This window comes from Parasphingorhabdus sp. (assembly GCF_039968395.1).
Lineage (GTDB): Bacteria > Pseudomonadota > Alphaproteobacteria > Sphingomonadales > Sphingomonadaceae > Parasphingorhabdus.
Genome location: NZ_JBDVPV010000004.1, coordinates 1 through 17,080, shown reverse-complemented (window position 1 = coordinate 17,080; position 17,080 = coordinate 1). Strand labels below are relative to the sequence as shown.

The 17,080-nt window shown below is 53.0% G+C and carries 13 protein-coding genes and 1 pseudogene; 8 read left to right on the top strand and 6 right to left on the bottom strand.

Features of this window, described 5'->3' with window-relative positions:
* Complete coding sequence (locus ABJI30_RS09360) at positions 1-2,178, bottom strand: primosomal protein N' (protein WP_348017924.1); 2,178 nt, start codon at positions 2,176-2,178, stop codon at positions 1-3.
* Between the two features lie 186 nt (positions 2,179-2,364).
* On the opposite strand from ABJI30_RS09360, the gene fsa reads away from it, so the two are divergent.
* Positions 2,365-3,018, top strand: coding sequence for a fructose-6-phosphate aldolase (fsa, locus tag ABJI30_RS09355; RefSeq protein WP_348017923.1), 654 nt, complete (start codon positions 2,365-2,367; stop codon positions 3,016-3,018).
* A gap of 17 nt (positions 3,019-3,035) precedes the next feature.
* Here the strand turns inward: fsa and ABJI30_RS09350 are convergent, their stop codons facing one another.
* Complete coding sequence (locus ABJI30_RS09350) at positions 3,036-4,235, bottom strand: penicillin-binding protein activator (protein ID WP_348017922.1); 1,200 nt, start codon at positions 4,233-4,235, stop codon at positions 3,036-3,038.
* On the opposite strand from ABJI30_RS09350, the gene rsmI reads away from it, so the two are divergent.
* From rsmI to ABJI30_RS09330, 4 genes are all read left to right on the top strand, one after another.
* A complete protein-coding gene (rsmI, locus tag ABJI30_RS09345) occupies positions 4,236-5,081 on the top strand; it encodes a 16S rRNA (cytidine(1402)-2'-O)-methyltransferase (protein ID WP_348017921.1) in 846 nt (281 codons plus the stop codon).
* On the top strand, positions 5,078-5,431 hold the full coding sequence (locus ABJI30_RS09340; protein WP_348018170.1) for a YraN family protein: 354 nt from the start codon (positions 5,078-5,080) through the stop codon (positions 5,429-5,431). The genes rsmI and ABJI30_RS09340 overlap by 4 nt, the downstream gene beginning before the upstream one ends.
* Positions 5,432-5,468: 37 nt before the next feature.
* A complete protein-coding gene (gshB, locus tag ABJI30_RS09335) occupies positions 5,469-6,416 on the top strand; it encodes a glutathione synthase (protein ID WP_348017920.1) in 948 nt (315 codons plus the stop codon).
* Positions 6,417-6,599: 183 nt separating this feature from the next.
* Complete coding sequence (locus ABJI30_RS09330) at positions 6,600-7,256, top strand: TetR/AcrR family transcriptional regulator (protein ID WP_348025468.1); 657 nt, start codon at positions 6,600-6,602, stop codon at positions 7,254-7,256.
* A 42-nt stretch (positions 7,257-7,298) separates the two neighbouring features.
* Here the strand turns inward: ABJI30_RS09330 and ABJI30_RS09325 are convergent, their stop codons facing one another.
* Positions 7,299-9,818, bottom strand: coding sequence for a TonB-dependent receptor (locus ABJI30_RS09325; RefSeq protein WP_348017918.1), 2,520 nt, complete (start codon positions 9,816-9,818; stop codon positions 7,299-7,301).
* Positions 9,819-10,038: 220 nt separating this feature from the next.
* On the opposite strand from ABJI30_RS09325, the gene ABJI30_RS09320 reads away from it, so the two are divergent.
* The 3 genes from ABJI30_RS09320 to ABJI30_RS09310 are packed head-to-tail and all read left to right on the top strand — an operon-like array spanning position 10,039 to position 14,409.
* Complete coding sequence (locus ABJI30_RS09320) at positions 10,039-11,097, top strand: VOC family protein (RefSeq protein WP_348017917.1); 1,059 nt, start codon at positions 10,039-10,041, stop codon at positions 11,095-11,097.
* Positions 11,098-11,112: 15 nt separating this feature from the next.
* Complete coding sequence (locus ABJI30_RS09315; RefSeq protein ID WP_348017916.1) at positions 11,113-11,874, top strand: SDR family NAD(P)-dependent oxidoreductase; 762 nt, start codon at positions 11,113-11,115, stop codon at positions 11,872-11,874.
* Between the two features lie 45 nt (positions 11,875-11,919).
* Complete coding sequence (locus ABJI30_RS09310) at positions 11,920-14,409, top strand: PQQ-binding-like beta-propeller repeat protein (RefSeq protein ID WP_348017915.1); 2,490 nt, start codon at positions 11,920-11,922, stop codon at positions 14,407-14,409.
* On the opposite strand, the gene ABJI30_RS09305 is transcribed toward ABJI30_RS09310, so the two are convergent.
* From ABJI30_RS09305 to ABJI30_RS09295, 3 genes and pseudogenes are all read right to left on the bottom strand, one after another.
* A complete protein-coding gene (locus tag ABJI30_RS09305; protein ID WP_348017914.1) occupies positions 14,406-15,467 on the bottom strand; it encodes an alpha/beta hydrolase in 1,062 nt (353 codons plus the stop codon). The genes ABJI30_RS09310 and ABJI30_RS09305 overlap by 4 nt on opposite strands.
* A gap of 951 nt (positions 15,468-16,418) precedes the next feature.
* A complete protein-coding gene (locus ABJI30_RS09300; RefSeq protein ID WP_348017913.1) occupies positions 16,419-16,844 on the bottom strand; it encodes a VOC family protein in 426 nt (141 codons plus the stop codon).
* A 67-nt stretch (positions 16,845-16,911) separates the two neighbouring features.
* Positions 16,912-17,080 (bottom strand): annotated as a pseudogene (locus tag ABJI30_RS09295) (alkene reductase); the annotation flags it as partial.

The window sequence follows — 17,080 nt, the reverse complement described above, 5'->3', positions numbered from 1 at the left end:
CTAGACGAAGCTATAAGGATCAACATCAACACCAACGCGCACCGCGCGTGGCCATTCCAGTTGTTCCAGCCAGTCCCGCACAATCACCTGCAACTCCACGGAGCGGTGCGCATGAATGAGCAGCCGGTGACGATGCCGGCCGCGCAACATCGCCAGCGGGGCGGGGGCCGGACCATAGACTGAAAATCCCTCTACCTTGGGTGCGGTCTGACCGATCATTCTGGCGACTTCCATGGCCTCACTATTGTCCTCCGAAGAAACGATAATGGCAGCTAGCCGAGCAAAGGGTGGCGCTGCAGCTGCGCGCCTCGCCTCCAGCTCGGCAGCGTAAAAGCCATCCCGGTCATTCTTGATAATGGCCTGTATGACTGCAGCATTGGGCATGCGAGTTTGAACATAGACATGTCCGGGTTTTTCGGCTCGACCGGCTCGGCCGGCAACCTGTGCAATTTGCTGAAAACTCCGTTCTGCTGCACGTAAATCGCCGCCTTCCAGTCCAATATCGGCGTCGACAACCCCAACCAATGTCAGATTGGGAAAGTGGTAGCCTTTGGTGACAAGCTGCGTCCCCACGACAATGTCGATAGCCCCGGCTTCCATTTGAGCAACAAATTCGCCGGCTTTGGCGGGAGACCAGATCGTGTCGGAAGTGACAATCGCCGTTCTGGCTTCGGGGAAGAGCATTTTTACTTCGTCACAAATGCGTTCAACGCCGGGACCGCAGGCAACGAGAGAATCTTCGTCGTCACATTCAGGACATTTTTCCGGTTGTGGCATGACATGCCCGCAATGGTGGCAGGCCAGTCTTCGCGTGAGCCGGTGTTCGACCATCCAGGCTGTACAGTTTGGACAGTTGATCCGGTGACCGCAAGTTCGGCACAAGGTCAGCGGTGCAAATCCCCGGCGGTTGAGAAACAGCAGGGATTGCTCACCTTTTTTGAGGTTTTCTTCCAAAGCGTTCACCAATGTCGGCGCGAGCCAGGAGCCTTTGGGCGGGATGTCCCGGGTCAGATCCAGAGCTTCCACAGTCGGCAAGGCGGCAGTGCCGAAGCGTGCCGGCAGTTCAAGCTGTTCATAGGTGCCCTGTTCAACCTGATGCCGACTTTCAATCGCCGGTGTTGCCGACGCCAGAACAATCGGGATCTTTTCGTGCATGGCGCGCATTACCGCAACATCACGGGCATGATAGCGCACACCATCCTCTTGTTTGAAACTGACTTCATGGGCTTCATCGACAATGATCAATCCAAGATTGTGATATGGCAGAAACAGAGCTGATCGCGCGCCCACAACCACTTTGGCCTCTCCCGAAGCAAGCGCTCTCCAGTTTCGTTTGCGATCAGATTGTTTCAATCCGCTGTGCCAGGCAACCGGCTCGGCTCCAAACCGCGTCTTGAACCGGTCAAGAAACGGTTCGGTCAACGCGATTTCCGGCAAGAGAATCAGAATTTGCTGATCTTGCGTCAGGGCCTGGGCAATGGCTTCAAAATAGACTTCCGTTTTTCCCGAACCGGTCACTCCATCGAGCAGGTATGGCTTGAATTTGGCTTTTTTTACCGCTGCGACAAGGATATCACCGACACGCGCTTGATCATCGTTTAATTCTACCTTTGAAAAACTGGCTTTGGGCAATGAAGTTACGGAAAATGCCGGTACTTCAAAGCGATCAAATGCTCCCAGTTTTTCAAGGCCGCGGATGACAGCTACGGATACGCCGGCCTTGTTTGCCAGTTCTCCGATGCTTGCCTGCGTGTCCCCAAGCGCGTTTAGTGCCTGTTCGCGCTGCGGTGTCATCCGACCGGGCACCACACCGTTCAAACGATATTCAATGATCGGACGATTGTCGGCGAAGGCTGCACCACTGGATAACACCATCCTCAAAACGGATGCAGGGGATGCCAGATAATATTGTGCGGTCCATTCGATGAGGCGCCGCAGCGGGGCAGACAGGGGAGGGACGTCGCGAAGTTCACGCAGAGGACGCAGGCGTTTCGCATCAATTTCATCGACCGGAAAGCTCTCCATATCCCAAACAACACCCGGGACAGAGCGCGGACCCAGGGGTGCCATGACTATGGATCCGGGTACCGCATACATGCCTTCCGGTACACTGTAATCCAGCGGACCCAGCGCAGCATTCAGGAGGATGACTCTTACTCTGTCAGATCCGCGATTCATTTGTCCGGTATAAGCTGGCTTTACGATGACGTCATCCGTTGCAGGCTTCTGATTTCATCTCGGCTGGTTATCCCACAAACTATCCACAGTTTTCTGCACAGTTTGACGGGGGAGCGGTTTCGCGGTTTCGTGAAAGACGATAGGCGATCCATACGCGTCGAGATTCTTACAATCAGGAGCACCGTTATGAAGTTTTTTGTTGATACCGCCGACACGAGCGAGATCGCCGATCTGGCCGCGACCGGAATGGTTGATGGTGTGACCACCAATCCTTCGCTGATCAAGAAATCTGGCCGCGACATCATGGAAGTGACGAAGGAAATCTGCGGCCTGACAAATGGTCCGGTCTCCGCCGAAGTCGTTGCACTCGATCACGAGACAATGATGAAGGAAGCAGAAGTGCTGCGCAAGATTGCTGACAATGTCTGCATCAAGGTGCCATTGACTATTGACGGGCTGAAGACTTGCAAGGCGCTCACAAGTGATGGAACCATGGTCAATGTGACGCTTTGTTTCTCCGCCAACCAGGCTCTGCTCGCGGCCAAAGCAGGGGCGAGTTTTATCTCTCCGTTCGTGGGCCGCCATGATGACAATGGCTTTGACGGCATGAAGCTGATTGATGATATTCGGCTGATTTACGACAATTATGCTTATGATACCGAAATTCTCGTGGCATCCATCAGGCACCCGGTGCATGTGCTGGAATCAGCTCGCATCGGGGCAGATGTTGCAACCATGCCGCCAAACGTTATCCGCGGACTGTTCAAGCATGTGCTGACAGACAAGGGGATCGAAGGATTCCTCGCCGACTGGAAAGACACGGGCCAGCAAATCGGATAATCGCCAGCCGTTGTTGATCAGAACCCTCGCGGAGCCGGATCAATTATGGCAAAGCTGCCACGCTGCACTTCCTGGACTTCAAGAGCGCGTTCCGAAATCCCGTTGCGACGGAATCGGAATACACCATCAAGCCCGATAAACCCGCCTGAATCAGTGAGCTGGTTGATCGGGAAGGGGGTTCCGACTTTCCAGCTTTGTGCCACTTTGACGGTCAGTAGAACGGAATCATATCCGAGGCTGGACAGACGAAAAGGTGCACGGCCGTATCGGCTCCGATATTTGGTTGCATATTGACTATAGAGGCCATCCGCGACGCTGGCGAACCAGGCGCCTCGCATCGACGGTGCACCGGCCAGATTGCTGCTGGTATTCCACAGATCGGTGCCAAGAATTTTGGCAGTGCTACTCGCATTTTGCCGGATAAGCGGCGCAGCTTTGACAGCCATTGCACCATTGTCAGCTAACAGGACCGCATCAAACTCGCCGTTCTCGGGGAGCTTTTTCGTGGCAGCGGCTACGGACGCGGAATCACGGTTGAAATTCTGGATCGAGACCACGGTTCCGCCGGCATCCTTGACCGACTTTAACAAAGTGGATGATGCACGTTGGCCATATACGCCGTTCGGTACCAGTGCGGCAAAGCGACTCATGCCTTTCCCTCTGGCATAGTTCACCACGCGCTCAATGGATTGGGAGGGAATGTGGCCCAGCAGGTACACGTTATTTCCGGCAACCCCGGCATCGTTCGAAAAACTGAGGATCGGAACGCCGGCGGGACGCGCGATATTGGCTGTTGCAACGACATTGTCGCTGAGCAAGGGGCCAAGAATCAACTTGTTGCCATCCGCGACTGCTTTCCGCGCGGCGGCGGTGACACCTTTGGCCGTGTCATAGCTTGTCATCCGGATATTCTGGGCCTTGGTATCCAGCAGCGCCATCGTGGTCGCATTGGCAAGTGACTGACCTACACCGGCATTTTTCCCGGTCAGCGGAACGAGCAGTGCAATTCTGTGATGCGTCTGATCAGTTGGCAGTGCACCGGATACTGGCGGGGGAGCCGGAGCTGGCGTTGGCGTGCGCTCGCCGCCACGAGGTACTATCGACTGACAGCCAGCCAGAAAAATCAGTGACGTGACGCCGGTCCATTTCATGATCCGCCGCAAGGCAGGTCTCGTTTCAGCTTGTCCAAATGTGCGATTGTCTGCAATGACCGTCATATGTCTGCTCCCGTTCAACCCGGTCTCTATATCGTGGCGACCCCAATCGGCAACCTTGGAGATTTAACCCGCCGCGCGGAAGCCACGCTTGCAGCTGCGGATCTGATTTTGGTGGAAGACACAAGAGTGACCGGTAAGTTGCTCAATCATATTGGAATAAAGTCAAAAATGATGGTCTATAACGACCATAAAGGGGCCAAGGACCGGCAAATCATTTTGGACGCAACGCGATGTAAAATTGTCGCACTGGTCAGTGATGCGGGGACACCGCTTGTTTCGGATCCGGGATATAAGCTGGTTTGTGATGCGCGTGATGCCGGGGTTCACGTGACGACCATTCCGGGGGCAAGCGCCGCGATAGCCGCACTGACCCTTTCCGGTTTGCCGAGCGATCGGTTCTTGTTTGAAGGTTTTCTCCCGAGCAAGACCAAGGCGCGCCGCGAAGCTCTTGGAGAACTGAAGGCACTGAAAGCGACATTGATATTTTACGAAAACGGGTCGCGTCTTGGCGCCATGCTGGATGATGCACTGGCTGTGCTGGGCGATCGGGACGCTTCGGTCGCGCGTGAGATTACCAAGAAATTTGAGGAGACGGTGACAGGGTCTCTGGCTGATCTGTCGCAACGCTACGGGCTGGAGAAACCAAAGGGTGAAATTGCAGTCGTGATTGGGCCGCCAGGTGCAGCGGAGCCTGCCAGCGCCGATGAAGTGGAGGCTGCACTGAAAGAGGCGCTTGAACGTTTGCCGGCTTCCAGGGCGGCTGGAGAGGTGGCCCGCCAATATGGAGTCGATCGCAGAATGCTGTACGAACTGGCCAGTAAATGGAAAGCCGGAACGGAAACGTGAACCGTGCGCTGGCGGAGAAACGCGGGCGCCGGGCAGAGAAGATTGCGGCGACCTGGTTGCGCTTGCATGGCTGGCGGATATTGGCCGAACGGGTTCGGACATCAAACGGCGAGGTCGATCTGATCGCGAAGCGGCGCGGAATGGTGGCTTTTGTAGAAGTAAAAGCACGTTCCCGGCCAGAAGATCTCGATCTTGCGATTGACCAGCATCGGCTGAAACGCGTGGCGGCAGCGGCCGAAATCCTCTTTCCCGAATATTGCCCCGATGGCGAAGATGCGCGTATCGATGTAATTCTGGTTGCACCGCGGCGCTGGCCAACCCATTTGACCAATGTGTGGCACGGCTTCTAGGGTCGCGCCCGTCCCTGAATATTGAAAAGGCTATGTAATGAGTTTGAAAATTGCCGTGCAGATGGATCCCATGGAAAGCGTGAATATCGCCGGTGACAGCAGTTTCGCGCTGATGATCGCCGCCCAAAAACGTGGGCATCAGCTCTACCATTATGACGTGAAGGGACTGACCTATCTTGGCGGCAAGCTGACCACGCCCGCTCGTCCGGTTACGGTGCAGCAAGTTGAAGGAGATCATTTCTCTTTTGGCGATCCGGTCAAACTCGATCTCGCCAAGGATATTGATGTTGTCCTGATGCGCCAGGATCCGCCTTTTGATGTCGGATATATCACCGCGACCCATCTGCTGGAACGAATTGAAGGAGAGACGCTGGTCGTCAACAACCCCGTATCCGTGCGCAACGCGCCAGAGAAAGTTTATGTTCTGGATTACGCCGAATATATGCCGCCCACACTGGTCACACGCGACATCGATGAGGTGCGAGCATTTCAGGCGGAACATGGCGGAATTGTTGTCAAACCGCTGCACGGCAATGGCGGCAAGGCGATATTTCTGGTGCCAGAGGATGGCAGCAATCTCAGCGCCCTGTTCGAAGTGTTTAACCAGACTTGGCCGGAACCGCACATGGTTCAGCCCTTCCTTCCGGAAGTGCAGGAAGGCGACAAGCGCATTGTTTTGGTCGACGGAGAAGTTGCAGGTGCGATCAATCGCAAGCCGGGCAAAGGCGAGTTCCGCTCCAATCTGGCGCAAGGTGGTTATGCAGAAGCGGCAGAACTGACTGAAAGAGAGAAGGAAATCTGCGCCGCCATGGGACCGGATCTGAAACGGCTGGGCATGATCTTTGTCGGAATTGACGTGATTGGGGGCAAGTGGCTGACCGAAATCAACGTGACATCACCGACCGGCATTGTCGCGATCGATGCGTTTAACGGGACCGATACGGCGGGTATGATACTGGATGCGATTGAGCGGCGGTTGGGGTAAGTGAAATGTCTGCAATATCCCGAAAGCGGAGGTTAGAAAATTGGATGCGTTATAGATTAAATATGTCATCTGCTTTACGAATACGACGGATTTGCTAGCGGATCGAGCCGATATATTTAGCCTAGGTCAAATCTCAAAAACTGCTATTTATATCAATATTTAACAAAGGATATGTCGTTCCAAATGGGCAATTCGAAGGGAAAATCTCAGAAACGTTTTGATCGAAAGACTCGTCGATCGATGATACTCGACAGCGCAGCCGAGCTGATTGCCGAAGAAGGCGTGGCACAATTGTCGCTTGAGTCCATCGGGCAAAAGGCAAATGTCAGCAAAACCCTCATGTATAGATATTTTGGGAGCCAGATAGAGCTGCTGAGAGAGTTGCTGGATCGCGAATATGACTCCCTTCGGGATCAGCAGGCTGTTGCTGCTGAAAATGCTGAAACATACGAGGACCTGGTCCGGAATGTTACAAGGGCCTACCTGAGCTATATCGAAGAGCGCGGTCTGATCATCGAAAAGTTGCAGGCCTATCCGAATATTTCGAACAAACAGGATCCAACCCATTACCGGCGCGAAGCGGCGGTCAGTTATCTCGCAAAACTTGTTTCGGACAGTTTTGACATTCCGATGGACATGGCGATCGCCTGCACTGATATTTCGTTTGGTTTGCCCGCATCGGCAGGCGATTTTCTGCTGCGCAGCAAAATGGATCGTCAAAAGATCGAGGATCTCACCGTAGCTATGATGATGGGCGGTATGATGGGTGTGCGATACGATGTTTCTGTCGCAGGAGCGAAATTGAAAAGGCCGACCCTCCCCAAAAAGAAGGGCGGATGAATAAATTCACCCGCCCAAGTCCACCCAGGGAGAAATTGGGGATCAGAATTTGAATCGAACCGACCCGCCGTAGGTACGCGGTTGGTTTCGGTAGCCGGACAATGATCCGGGCTGTCCCGTGCTTGGGAAAATGAGGGTGGTGTAAGCATTATCGGTAATGTTGCGTCCCCAGACAGAGAATTCCAAACCGTTTTCCAGGCCAAAGGTGATGGAGCCGTTCAATGTCTCGACAGCGCGGCGGAATTGCGGTGCTCCCAGGGATATCTGGACATTGCTTTCCATCAGATAATCTGCATGGAATTTGAGAGTATTCCCGCTGCCAAATTCATGGGCATAAGTGCCGCCAAAAGCGACCGACCATTTTGGAACACCAGCCGGACGCTGGCCCGACAAATCGGTTGGCACCACACCAAAGGTTGGCGACAATGCATTGCCGCCCGTGAAGCGATCGAACTTGGAGTCCAGATATGAAACGCCGGCCGTGAAGTTCAATTCCGGGATCGGAGATATTATCGTATCAAGTTCGAACCCTCTGACCGACTGTTCCTCTGCGTTGCCGAGGATAAACCCTGTGCCGGTAAAGACGTTCGCCTGAAAACCTTTCAGAGTCTGGTCAAAAAGCGCCAGGTTGACGGATAGGCCTTCCCAACTTCCTTTGATTCCAATCTCATAGACTTCTGCCTCTTCCGGTCCGGCAAATCTTGAGCCGGTTGTCAGGTTGTTGACAGCCAGCCCGGCATCTCGAATGGGAGATGCGGCCGGTGGCGGGGATCCAAATGGCGAACCAGGAATAAAATCCGCTGCGACGGGGCGAGTGTCATTGGACAGGTTGAAAGAGGATGCCTTAAATCCGGTAGCGTAGGTCGCATATAAACTGAGATTGTCACTCGCGTCATAGGAAAGCCGGAACGTATAGGAGAGATCGCTGTCCTTGGTGCGACCATCTTCGACTGCGTTTGGAAAATTGAGATATGGCGGATTGAATTGCAGCCCGCGCAATCCCAGAAACGGATTGGCAGCACTGGATGCAAGCGCCGAGGCCTGAGCAGGTGTTGCGCCATTGAAAATTGCCAGATTGAAGCCTGCCTGTACCAAGTCGATGCCCGAGAAGACATCGGTACTTACGTTGTTCGCCGTTACTTCTTTTTTGTCATGCGTGTAGTTGCCGCCCACGGTAAATGTCAGGCGATCGGTTATGTCAAAATCCAGTTGACCAAAGATCGAGAAAGCTGTGTTTTGATATTGCATGTCAAGGATCCGGCCTTGACCTACCCCGCCGAACGGACCGGCCGGGATATTCGGAATCAAAGCCCGAAGCGTGGGCTCAACGGCACTATAGGCGCCGCCAGAAACTGCATTGGCAAAGCGGACAAAATCTGGCCCGTTTTCAAATCTGGCGCCTCTATCGATATCCTCATGGAACAGGAATCCACCGATCAGGAAATTGACAAAACCATCGAAATCAGACGCTGCCCTTAATTCACCGGTGTAGGTATTGATGTCGACTGTGTTGATATTGACGCCGATCGAATTCAAGCTGGTAAAATCACTATCCTGATTGGCAAATCCATCGGAGCGGCGATAAGATCCTATGGCCGTCAGATCGACATCGCCCATGGACCAGTTCGACTGTAGTGAAATTCCGTAATTTTCGATTTTATTCTCTGGCGCGTAATTTACCGTGCTGAGAAGCGACAATGGTTCGTTCGAAATGACCTGCCCACCAAGAAATTGTAAGACGCCGCCCAAGGGACCATCAACAATATTGACCGCTCCACAACAAACCTCATCCAGCTTGTCATAGTCTGCGATCAGACGAAAACTCAGGTCGTCACTCGGTTTAAACAAAAGCTGCGCGCGAACGCCCCAGCGATCCCGATCATTCAGGTCGCTGTTTATCACGACATCACGAATATAGCCGTCTCGCTTGTTGAGATTGCCCGCAAGACTGAATGCAACAGTATCGCTAATCGGTCCGGTGATATCGGCCTTTGCGACAATCGCATTATAATTGCCGTAAGACAGTTCTGCCGAACCACCGAATTCAAATTGCGGTTCCTGCGTCACAACGCTGATGATGCCGGCAGACGCGTTTTTTCCGAACAGGGTCGACTGTGGGCCGTTGAGCACTTCGACGCGCTGCAGATTCGGAAGGTCACCAATTTGGGAAGCCGATCGAGAGCGATAAACGCCGTCGATGAAGACACCTACCGATGGTTCAATTCCTGGATTTGCAGAGCCGTTGCCAAAACCGCGGATGATGAAGTTGACGTTTGAAGACAGGCTGCTCTGGCTCACGCGCAGAGATGGAACGAGAGTTTGAATGTCGATCAGATCGCGAACCTGGGAATCCTGAATTTGTTCGGCTGTGGTAACGGAAACTGCAATCGGTGTTTCCTGCAAAGTCGTTTCGCGTTTGGAAGCGGTAACAACAATGATATTTCCATCTGATTCGGCTTCATCGGAAGCATCCTGAGCCATGGCAGTTCCGGGGACGCAGCACAGTGCTAACCCGCTGACTCCTGCCAGAAAGCTTCTCTGAACATTCACTTGCTTCGACATAAATTTAGTCCTCCCATTTAGAATTATTTTTGTAAACCACAAGTCCACATAAGTAGCGCCATATACTCAATATGAAGGATTTGAAAAGCATTATGTTGACTTTAAGTATACAAGAGGCGTAAGTCGTCGAAATCGATTGATCGTCTGGTGTGCAAATGTGGACAACGAAACAACCTGCTATAGTTTGGCCTGAATTTTGGCCTGAAATGGAGACAAAGGAATGAGACTTTCCCATCTGGCATTGGGCGCCGCACTGCTGCTCTCGGCTTGTTCGCGTATTTCCGGCAGTTCGGAACTGCCGGAAGATTCCGTGATCAAAGGCGTGAGTTATGTTGGCGCTTCGGTCAGCGACCTTGACCGTACGATTGAGCTTTATCAGAACGCAGTTGACCTTCGCCTCGTTGATGATTCGAAAATCGCAAACAATCCGCTGATCGATCAGATTGCCGGTCGCTCAGGTGTGGAAGCTGACACCCGGATGATGCGCAGCGTCAATGCGCAGGTGCGCTTTATGTCGTTCAAAAATCCTTCCGAAGAAGCACAGTCTACTCCGCATATGGCGGTACAAGGCCCCGGTATCATGCACGTGTGTTATCAGGTTGTGCAGGAAACCGAGTCCTACCAAAAGTTTCTGGCGGGCGGTGCCAAGCATATGGGTGCCAAGGAGATGCAGCAGCTTAATCCCAAAAATCCCGTCTATTATTCCTACTCACGGGATTTTGACGGCTTGATTGCAGAGATCGAGCATGTTGATATTTCCAAGTTGAATCTGCCCAAGCCGCCGAAAAACGAGCGTCGCATAAGACATGTTTCTCTAGCTACTCCAGATGTTGACCGGCTGGTTGCGTTTTATTCCGTATTTCTTGATCAACCGTCTCCGCGCCGCGGCGGAGAATGGTCATTCATGAGATCTTCCAGCGTAGAAGGTGACAACGTCAGCGGATTGAAGGGGGGTGAAACCGAAGCTGCCTGGTTCCAGGTCCGCAATCTCGAACTCGAAATGTTCCAGTTTCACAGCCACCCAACCAAGGATCTGGAGAAGCCCCGTCCGATTGATGCGCACGGATATAACATGATTGTGTTCGATGTGGCCGACATGAAACTCGCCCGCGAACAGTTCGTCAAGGCAGGCGGTAAAGTTGTGACGGAGCCTGGTCCGATGGATGGCGGTCAGATCATGTTCGGACGTGATCCCGATGGAAATCTGATCGGGCTGCAGACCGCGCCGACGGACGCAATAGTTTCATCGCGGAATTTCAAGAATAACGGTATTGAGTAGAAGGAATTTACCAAAATGATGTTTGATCTATCCGATCACGTTTCCGTCGTTACCGGCGGAAACGGAGGACTAGGCTTGGCCTATTGTCGTGGGCTGGCAAAACATGGAGCCAAAATCGCTATTTGGGGTCGCAACGAGGACAAAAACCGTGCTGCGGTCGAAGAGCTTCGCGCCATGGGTGCTGAGGTTGAAGCCTACCCCTGTGACGTTACCGATGAGGCTCAGATTGCCGAAGCTTTTGACAAAACGTTGGATCGTTTCGAAAAGATAGACAGTTGTTTCGCCAATGCCGGTGGCACCGGTTATCGCGGCTTTTCGCACCAGACAGACAGACAAACGTGGCTTGACACCATCGACCTCAATCTGATGAGTGTCGTGCAGACCTGGAAGCCCGTAACCGCCCACATGATGGAAAGAAAAATTGCCGGCCGTCTGGTCGTGACGTCATCCGTCGCCGCATTGGGAGGAACAGGCATGGCCGCAGGTTATTCTACGACGAAAGCGGCTGTTCGCGGGTTGGTACAGGCTCTTGCCGTAGAATTGGGGCAAGCCGGCATCAGGGTCAACGCAATCATGCCCGGTTTTATCGAAACCGAAATGTCGCTTGATACCAGCCAGGCATTTCAGGATGCGGCGCGTCGTCGCAGCGCAATTGGCCGGATCGGTGAACTGAACGACATGGAAGGTGTTGCAGTCTTTCTGGCTTCCATGGAGAGTGATTTCATGACAGGTCAGGGAATTATACTTGATGGCGGATCATCCATTTTTCCGCTTTGACGTCGATTGATTGCGGCTTTGGCATTACCGGACGGGAGAGAAAAAATGACCATTTCAACCATTCTGCATTGGGTTTTTACAATCCTGCTTGGCCTGATGGGTCTGGCGCTGTCTCTACTTGGCGGGTTTCTGGTTTATCTTGGCGGTAGTCCCTATTACATCCTTGCGGGTCTGGTGACGCTCGCGGTCACTTATTTGGTCATCAGGCGCAATCCAAAAGCGCCCAGGCTCTATGCCATATTACTGGCCGCCACGTTGATCTGGGCACTTTTTGAAGCAGAATTTGATTTCCTGTCTCTATTACCGCGTCTGGCAACATGGCTAGGGTTTGGGTTGTGGTTCCTGACGCCGTGGTACAGAAAAACCCTGATCAAGGCAGCGGACAAAGATTCTAAAGATTCCAAGGAAGAAACGATTGCGTCTCCCAGTAACTGGTGGGTCGGAGCGCCTTCGCTTGCAGCGGTTGCGCTGCTGCTGGCAACGAGCATTCCGGGGTATGTCCAGAACAGCACGGGTACGGTTCGCGCCGATAGCAAAGTTGTCGCAACTGACGACTGGCGGCACTACGGGAATACTGAAGGCGGCACGCGGTTCGCCACTGTGGAAGACATTAATCTTGATACGGTAAGTGGCCTGAAGGAAGTATGGCGTTACCGAACTGGCGTGGAAGAGGACTTTAAAGCGACGCCGCTCAACATAGATGGTGTCCTCTATTTATGTGCCGCGCGCAACGTCATGATGGCGATTGACGATACGACCGGTCAGGAAATTTGGCGATATGATTCGGGCATCGAGCCACCGATGAAAAACCAGTATGCCCGGACTTGCCGGGGCGTTGGTTATCATGAAGCGCCGGAGAGCTATACGGGTCAATGCAAGAAACGCGTCGTCACCGCGACCGTGGATGCGACCATTCTTGCCGTGGATGCAGCAACCGGCAAGCCATGTACGGATTTTGGAGAAAATGGTGTCGTCGATCTGTGGGAAGGCTTGGGTGACCATGAAAGGTTCAAATATTGGGTAACCTCTTCGCCATTGGTAGCGGGAGACAACCTGGTTATTGGCGGTCAGGTCGCCGATTCTCAGGACCTTGGTTTACCTTCCGGTGTCGTACGTGCTTTTGATGCAATGACCGGCGAGCTGGCATGGGCCTGGGACCTTGGTAATCCCGGCAACAACGGCGCGCCAGCCGAGGGCGAAACCTACACGCCGGGTACTCCCAATGCATGGTCGATCATGAGCTATGATCCCGAACTGGGCCTGATTTACGCTCCGACCGGCAACGCGTCCCCGGACTATTTTGGCAGTGCACGCCGGGATTTCGACAATGAATATTCTTCTGCGGTTGTTGCGATTGACGCCAGGACCGGGAAAGCAAAATGGAAGTATCAGACTGTCCATAACGACATCTGGGATTATGACGTGCCGGCACAGCCCGTGCTGGTTGATGTGAAGCGCGATGGAGAAATGGTTCCTTCTGTCGCGGTTCCCACCAAAATGGGCGATATCTTCCTGCTCGACCGCCGCGATGGATCGCCCGTCCATCCGATCGAGGAAAAGCCGGCTCCGCAGGCGGGCGGCGTAGAAGGTGATTATCTCTCACCGACGCAGCCATCCTCACCGCTCCCCAATTTTCATCCCTATCGTTATGAAAAGGATATGTGGGGTTTGACGCCAGTCGACCAGCTGGTTTGCCGGATCGAATATCGCACCATGAATTATGAGGGCATGTACACGCCGCCTTCTCGGCCAACCGGTATTACCCAAACAGGCACAATGCTCTATCCGGGCAATTTCGGTGGCTTCAACTGGGGCAGTGTGTCGGTGGACGCGGACAATGGATTGCTGATCGCGGCACCCATGATGCTGGCGCACCGGCTGGTGCTGGTCACGCCGGAGCAGGTTGCAGAGGCCGGGCCACTTGCCGCCCTTCTGTTGGGTGAGGGCCACCCTGCGGTCAGAATGAACCCTGATGACCCGATGCCAAAAACAGGAAAACCTGACCCCAATGATCCGCATGATATTCGTCAGATCAAGGCCTATGGTTATCCTCAGCCCTTCATGTCGCGGCTGGGCACACAGGTTCCCTGCTTCGAACCGCCATGGTCGCGGATTGCCGTAATGGATCTCAACACCAAGGAACTGCTGTGGAGCCGGCCGGCCGGAGACATGAGCCAGTCCGGTCCGTTCAATCTGCGTTCGGGAATTCCATACGATGTTGGTACGGCAGTACGAGCGGGAACACTTACCACGCGTGGCGGTCTGACTTTCCTGAGCTCTACAATGGATGCCAAGGTTCGCGCCTTTGACGTTCGCACCGGTGAAGAAAAGTGGGAGTCGCCTTTACCCGGCAACGGCCTGGCAACACCGATGACCTACCGCTCGAAAAAGGATGGCAAGCAATATCTGATTGTCACCGTTCCAAACCCGACCTGGCGTTATCCAAGGGATCCTTCGACCAACGAGTATATCGATTCCAAAAGCCACCGGGATGGCAAGGGTGGATATGTTATCGCCTACGCACTCGAAGACTAGTCGGCAGTCGGAGCATCGGTTTCGGGAGAAGCCGACGCTGTACTGATATGCTTTCGGATTGCGGCGGTCACTTCGTCGGCCTTGCGGACATGCGGCCAGTGGCCGATCTCGGGAAACATAAGCAGTTCCGCATCGTCAGATAGACTCATCATCCGATCCACCGCCGGCTGGCTGTATATCTGGTCATTTTCTCCCCAAATGTATAGCGCGGGAACGGTTACCCGCGCTTTTCTTGATGGCCAGAAATCCTCTTCGGAAATTGCGTCAGGGCTCGGCAGATTGGCCCTGTACCAGTTGATATGAGCATTTATGCGTCGGGGATCACCCGTGGCTGCACGGAAGAATTCGCCTTCGTCAGCGGTTAGCTTGCCGGATTCAACCAAAGGTTTGTAGGCACCATCGTAGACCGCCTTGTCACCACCCAGAGCGACAATCAGCAGGGGATTGGCGCTCTTGAAACTCTCAACATATTTCGCGGTTTCGCGAGATTCCGGGTCAGTCTCCAGAATGTGCAAACTGGCATTTTGTGATGTCGCGCCCACACCGGTTACGGAAATGACACGATCCGGGTAGCGCTGAGCAAATCCGATGGCCAAGGCCGAACCCCAGTCATGTCCCACGAGATGCACCTTTTTCACTCCCAGATGATCGATCAGGGCATTCAGATGCTCGGCCATTGCCTCCAGCCTGTAGGGTTTGCTTTCCAGGGGAGCGTCTGATTTTCCGGCGCCCAGACTATCAACCGCGACAACATGATAGTCGTTCTTCAGACCTTCTACCTGCCGCAAAAAAGAGAACCAGTAGGATGGAAAGCCATGCAGGAATATGACGGTCTCGCCTTGTCCGGCTTCGACATAGTGCAAATTGAGTCCACTATGCTCAAAATATTTCTCTCCAAGCAGTATTTCGGGCAATCCGGCCGCATTGGCATGCACTACCGCCGGATCAGCAGCCGACCGGTCAACTTGCACCTGGGTATTAGACCATTTCAGTGCGAAAACTGCGAGAATCGAGATGCAAATAAAAATGCCCCACATCACGCGTTTGACCATCGACATATTCCAGCTCCTTTGAACGAACGGGATTCCTCTGGAGCATATGTTTACTTCGAGTCAACAATACGTTGTCATCGATGCTGGCGATCATGCTTCTGCGGACGTGTGAGTGAAGGGTGGGTATTGTAGCTTTCGAAATGATCGCGAATGCCCCGGAGCCAATTCGACTTTAAGAGGGTGTGGGACAAAATATGTTGAAATTTGCCAAGCTTCCGAACAGTGTTTACCAAGCAAACCAATAATGCTGACCGCGACAAACCGTGATGTCCGCTTTTGCGCCCAACGCGGACGCTGGCGTTGTGACAGCAATATCCCGAAAGCGAACATTAGGAATGGAGTCATCTGATCAATTTGCTTGGAGAGCGATATGCTTGAGCACTTCACCAAATCTAGTGCCTGCTCTATCCTGAGATCAAATAATGATCGTTAGTTTGATCGTGCAATTCCAGGACCAAGAAACGACAAGTGTAATCAGACTATCGCTAAATTGCTTTGGTTAAATACTGCACTGTCTTTTGCTTCAACACTCCTGGACCTACGCGTAAAAACCCATTGTACCATGAAATTCAAGTGAGGCTTTATTGGGCGGTAGGAGATTCACCTCCGCACGCAGATAGGCGCGCCCAGCATTGCGAGTTTCTATCTCAAGGTCTGCATAAAAGGCGTTTTCCAGTGTCTCTGTTTTCGTGACATCTGCAGCAAAGAAAGCGGCCCGTCACAGCACTATTCTCCTGGCGTATGGCTTCCAGAATCGAGGCTGCCTTGCTCTTTGAACGAGAGATCAGGGCAATATCAAATCCCTCGCCAGCGAATTTCCTGGCAAGCGAATGGCCCAGACCTTCGCCGGCGTCGACAATTGTACATATCGGGTTGTTCCTCGTCATGATGTTTCTCATTGTTTTGAGCCATGAGGTCGGTTTGAGAGCCGCATCAAATACGGCTCTCTTTGTCTGATCAAACTTGAATAAGTTCGATTCTATAACCATCCGGATCGGCGATATGTGCCAATGTGTATATCTTGCCGGTTTCAGCGGGTTTGATAGATAACTCACCCGCCGGGCGCAGAATTGTGACGTCTCGCTCTTTCAAAAAAGCTTCCACGGCATACACGTCTTTCACCGCCAAAGTGATATTCCCAAAGGCCGTACCATGCTCATAACCATCATTCTCCCAGTTATATGTCAGTTCCAAGATTGTATCATTCTTTGGGTCGCCATATCCCATGTAGACGGCTGTGAATTTCACATCCTCAAATGTCTCACGGTAGAGTTCTGTCATGCCGAGCATGTCGCGATAAAATGCGATTGATGCATCAATGTCGCTTACACGGAGCATTGCGAACATCATCCGGTGAGGGGCGATGTGGTTTGGGATCGACATTATATTTTCCTTCAAACTATTGAATTGTATAATATTAAGAGAACAAACTGAGGTCCGATGGGTGGACTTAGGCCGCCACGGACTGTGTGTTTAGTTCCGGATAGTCGGTGTAGCCCTCGCGTCCGCCGCCATACAAAGTTGCTTCGTCGACAGTGTTTAGCTGCGCACCTTGCACCAATCTCTCGACAAGATCAGGATTGGCGATAAACGGACGTCCAAAGGCAACAAGATCAACG

What these genes read in the sequence shown, in the direction of transcription:
- ABJI30_RS09350 (WP_348017922.1), bottom strand. Translation starts at nt 4,235, where the DNA reads ATGACGGTCATTGCAGACAATCGCACATTTGGACAAGCTGAAACGAGA.
- ABJI30_RS09305 (WP_348017914.1), bottom strand. Translation starts at nt 15,467, where the DNA reads ATGTCGATGGTCAAACGCGTGATGTGGGGCATTTTTATTTGCATCTCG.
- ABJI30_RS09330 (WP_348025468.1), top strand. Translation starts at nt 6,600, where the DNA reads ATGGGCAATTCGAAGGGAAAATCTCAGAAACGTTTTGATCGAAAGACT.
- rsmI (WP_348017921.1), top strand. Translation starts at nt 4,236, where the DNA reads ATGTCTGCTCCCGTTCAACCCGGTCTCTATATCGTGGCGACCCCAATC.
- fsa (WP_348017923.1), top strand. Translation starts at nt 2,365, where the DNA reads ATGAAGTTTTTTGTTGATACCGCCGACACGAGCGAGATCGCCGATCTG.
- ABJI30_RS09360 (WP_348017924.1), bottom strand. Translation starts at nt 2,178, where the DNA reads ATGAATCGCGGATCTGACAGAGTAAGAGTCATCCTCCTGAATGCTGCG.
- ABJI30_RS09320 (WP_348017917.1), top strand. Translation starts at nt 10,039, where the DNA reads ATGAGACTTTCCCATCTGGCATTGGGCGCCGCACTGCTGCTCTCGGCT.
- ABJI30_RS09300 (WP_348017913.1), bottom strand. Translation starts at nt 16,844, where the DNA reads ATGTCGATCCCAAACCACATCGCCCCTCACCGGATGATGTTCGCAATG.
- gshB (WP_348017920.1), top strand. Translation starts at nt 5,469, where the DNA reads ATGAGTTTGAAAATTGCCGTGCAGATGGATCCCATGGAAAGCGTGAAT.
- ABJI30_RS09310 (WP_348017915.1), top strand. Translation starts at nt 11,920, where the DNA reads ATGACCATTTCAACCATTCTGCATTGGGTTTTTACAATCCTGCTTGGC.
- ABJI30_RS09325 (WP_348017918.1), bottom strand. Translation starts at nt 9,818, where the DNA reads ATGTCGAAGCAAGTGAATGTTCAGAGAAGCTTTCTGGCAGGAGTCAGC.
- ABJI30_RS09315 (WP_348017916.1), top strand. Translation starts at nt 11,113, where the DNA reads ATGATGTTTGATCTATCCGATCACGTTTCCGTCGTTACCGGCGGAAAC.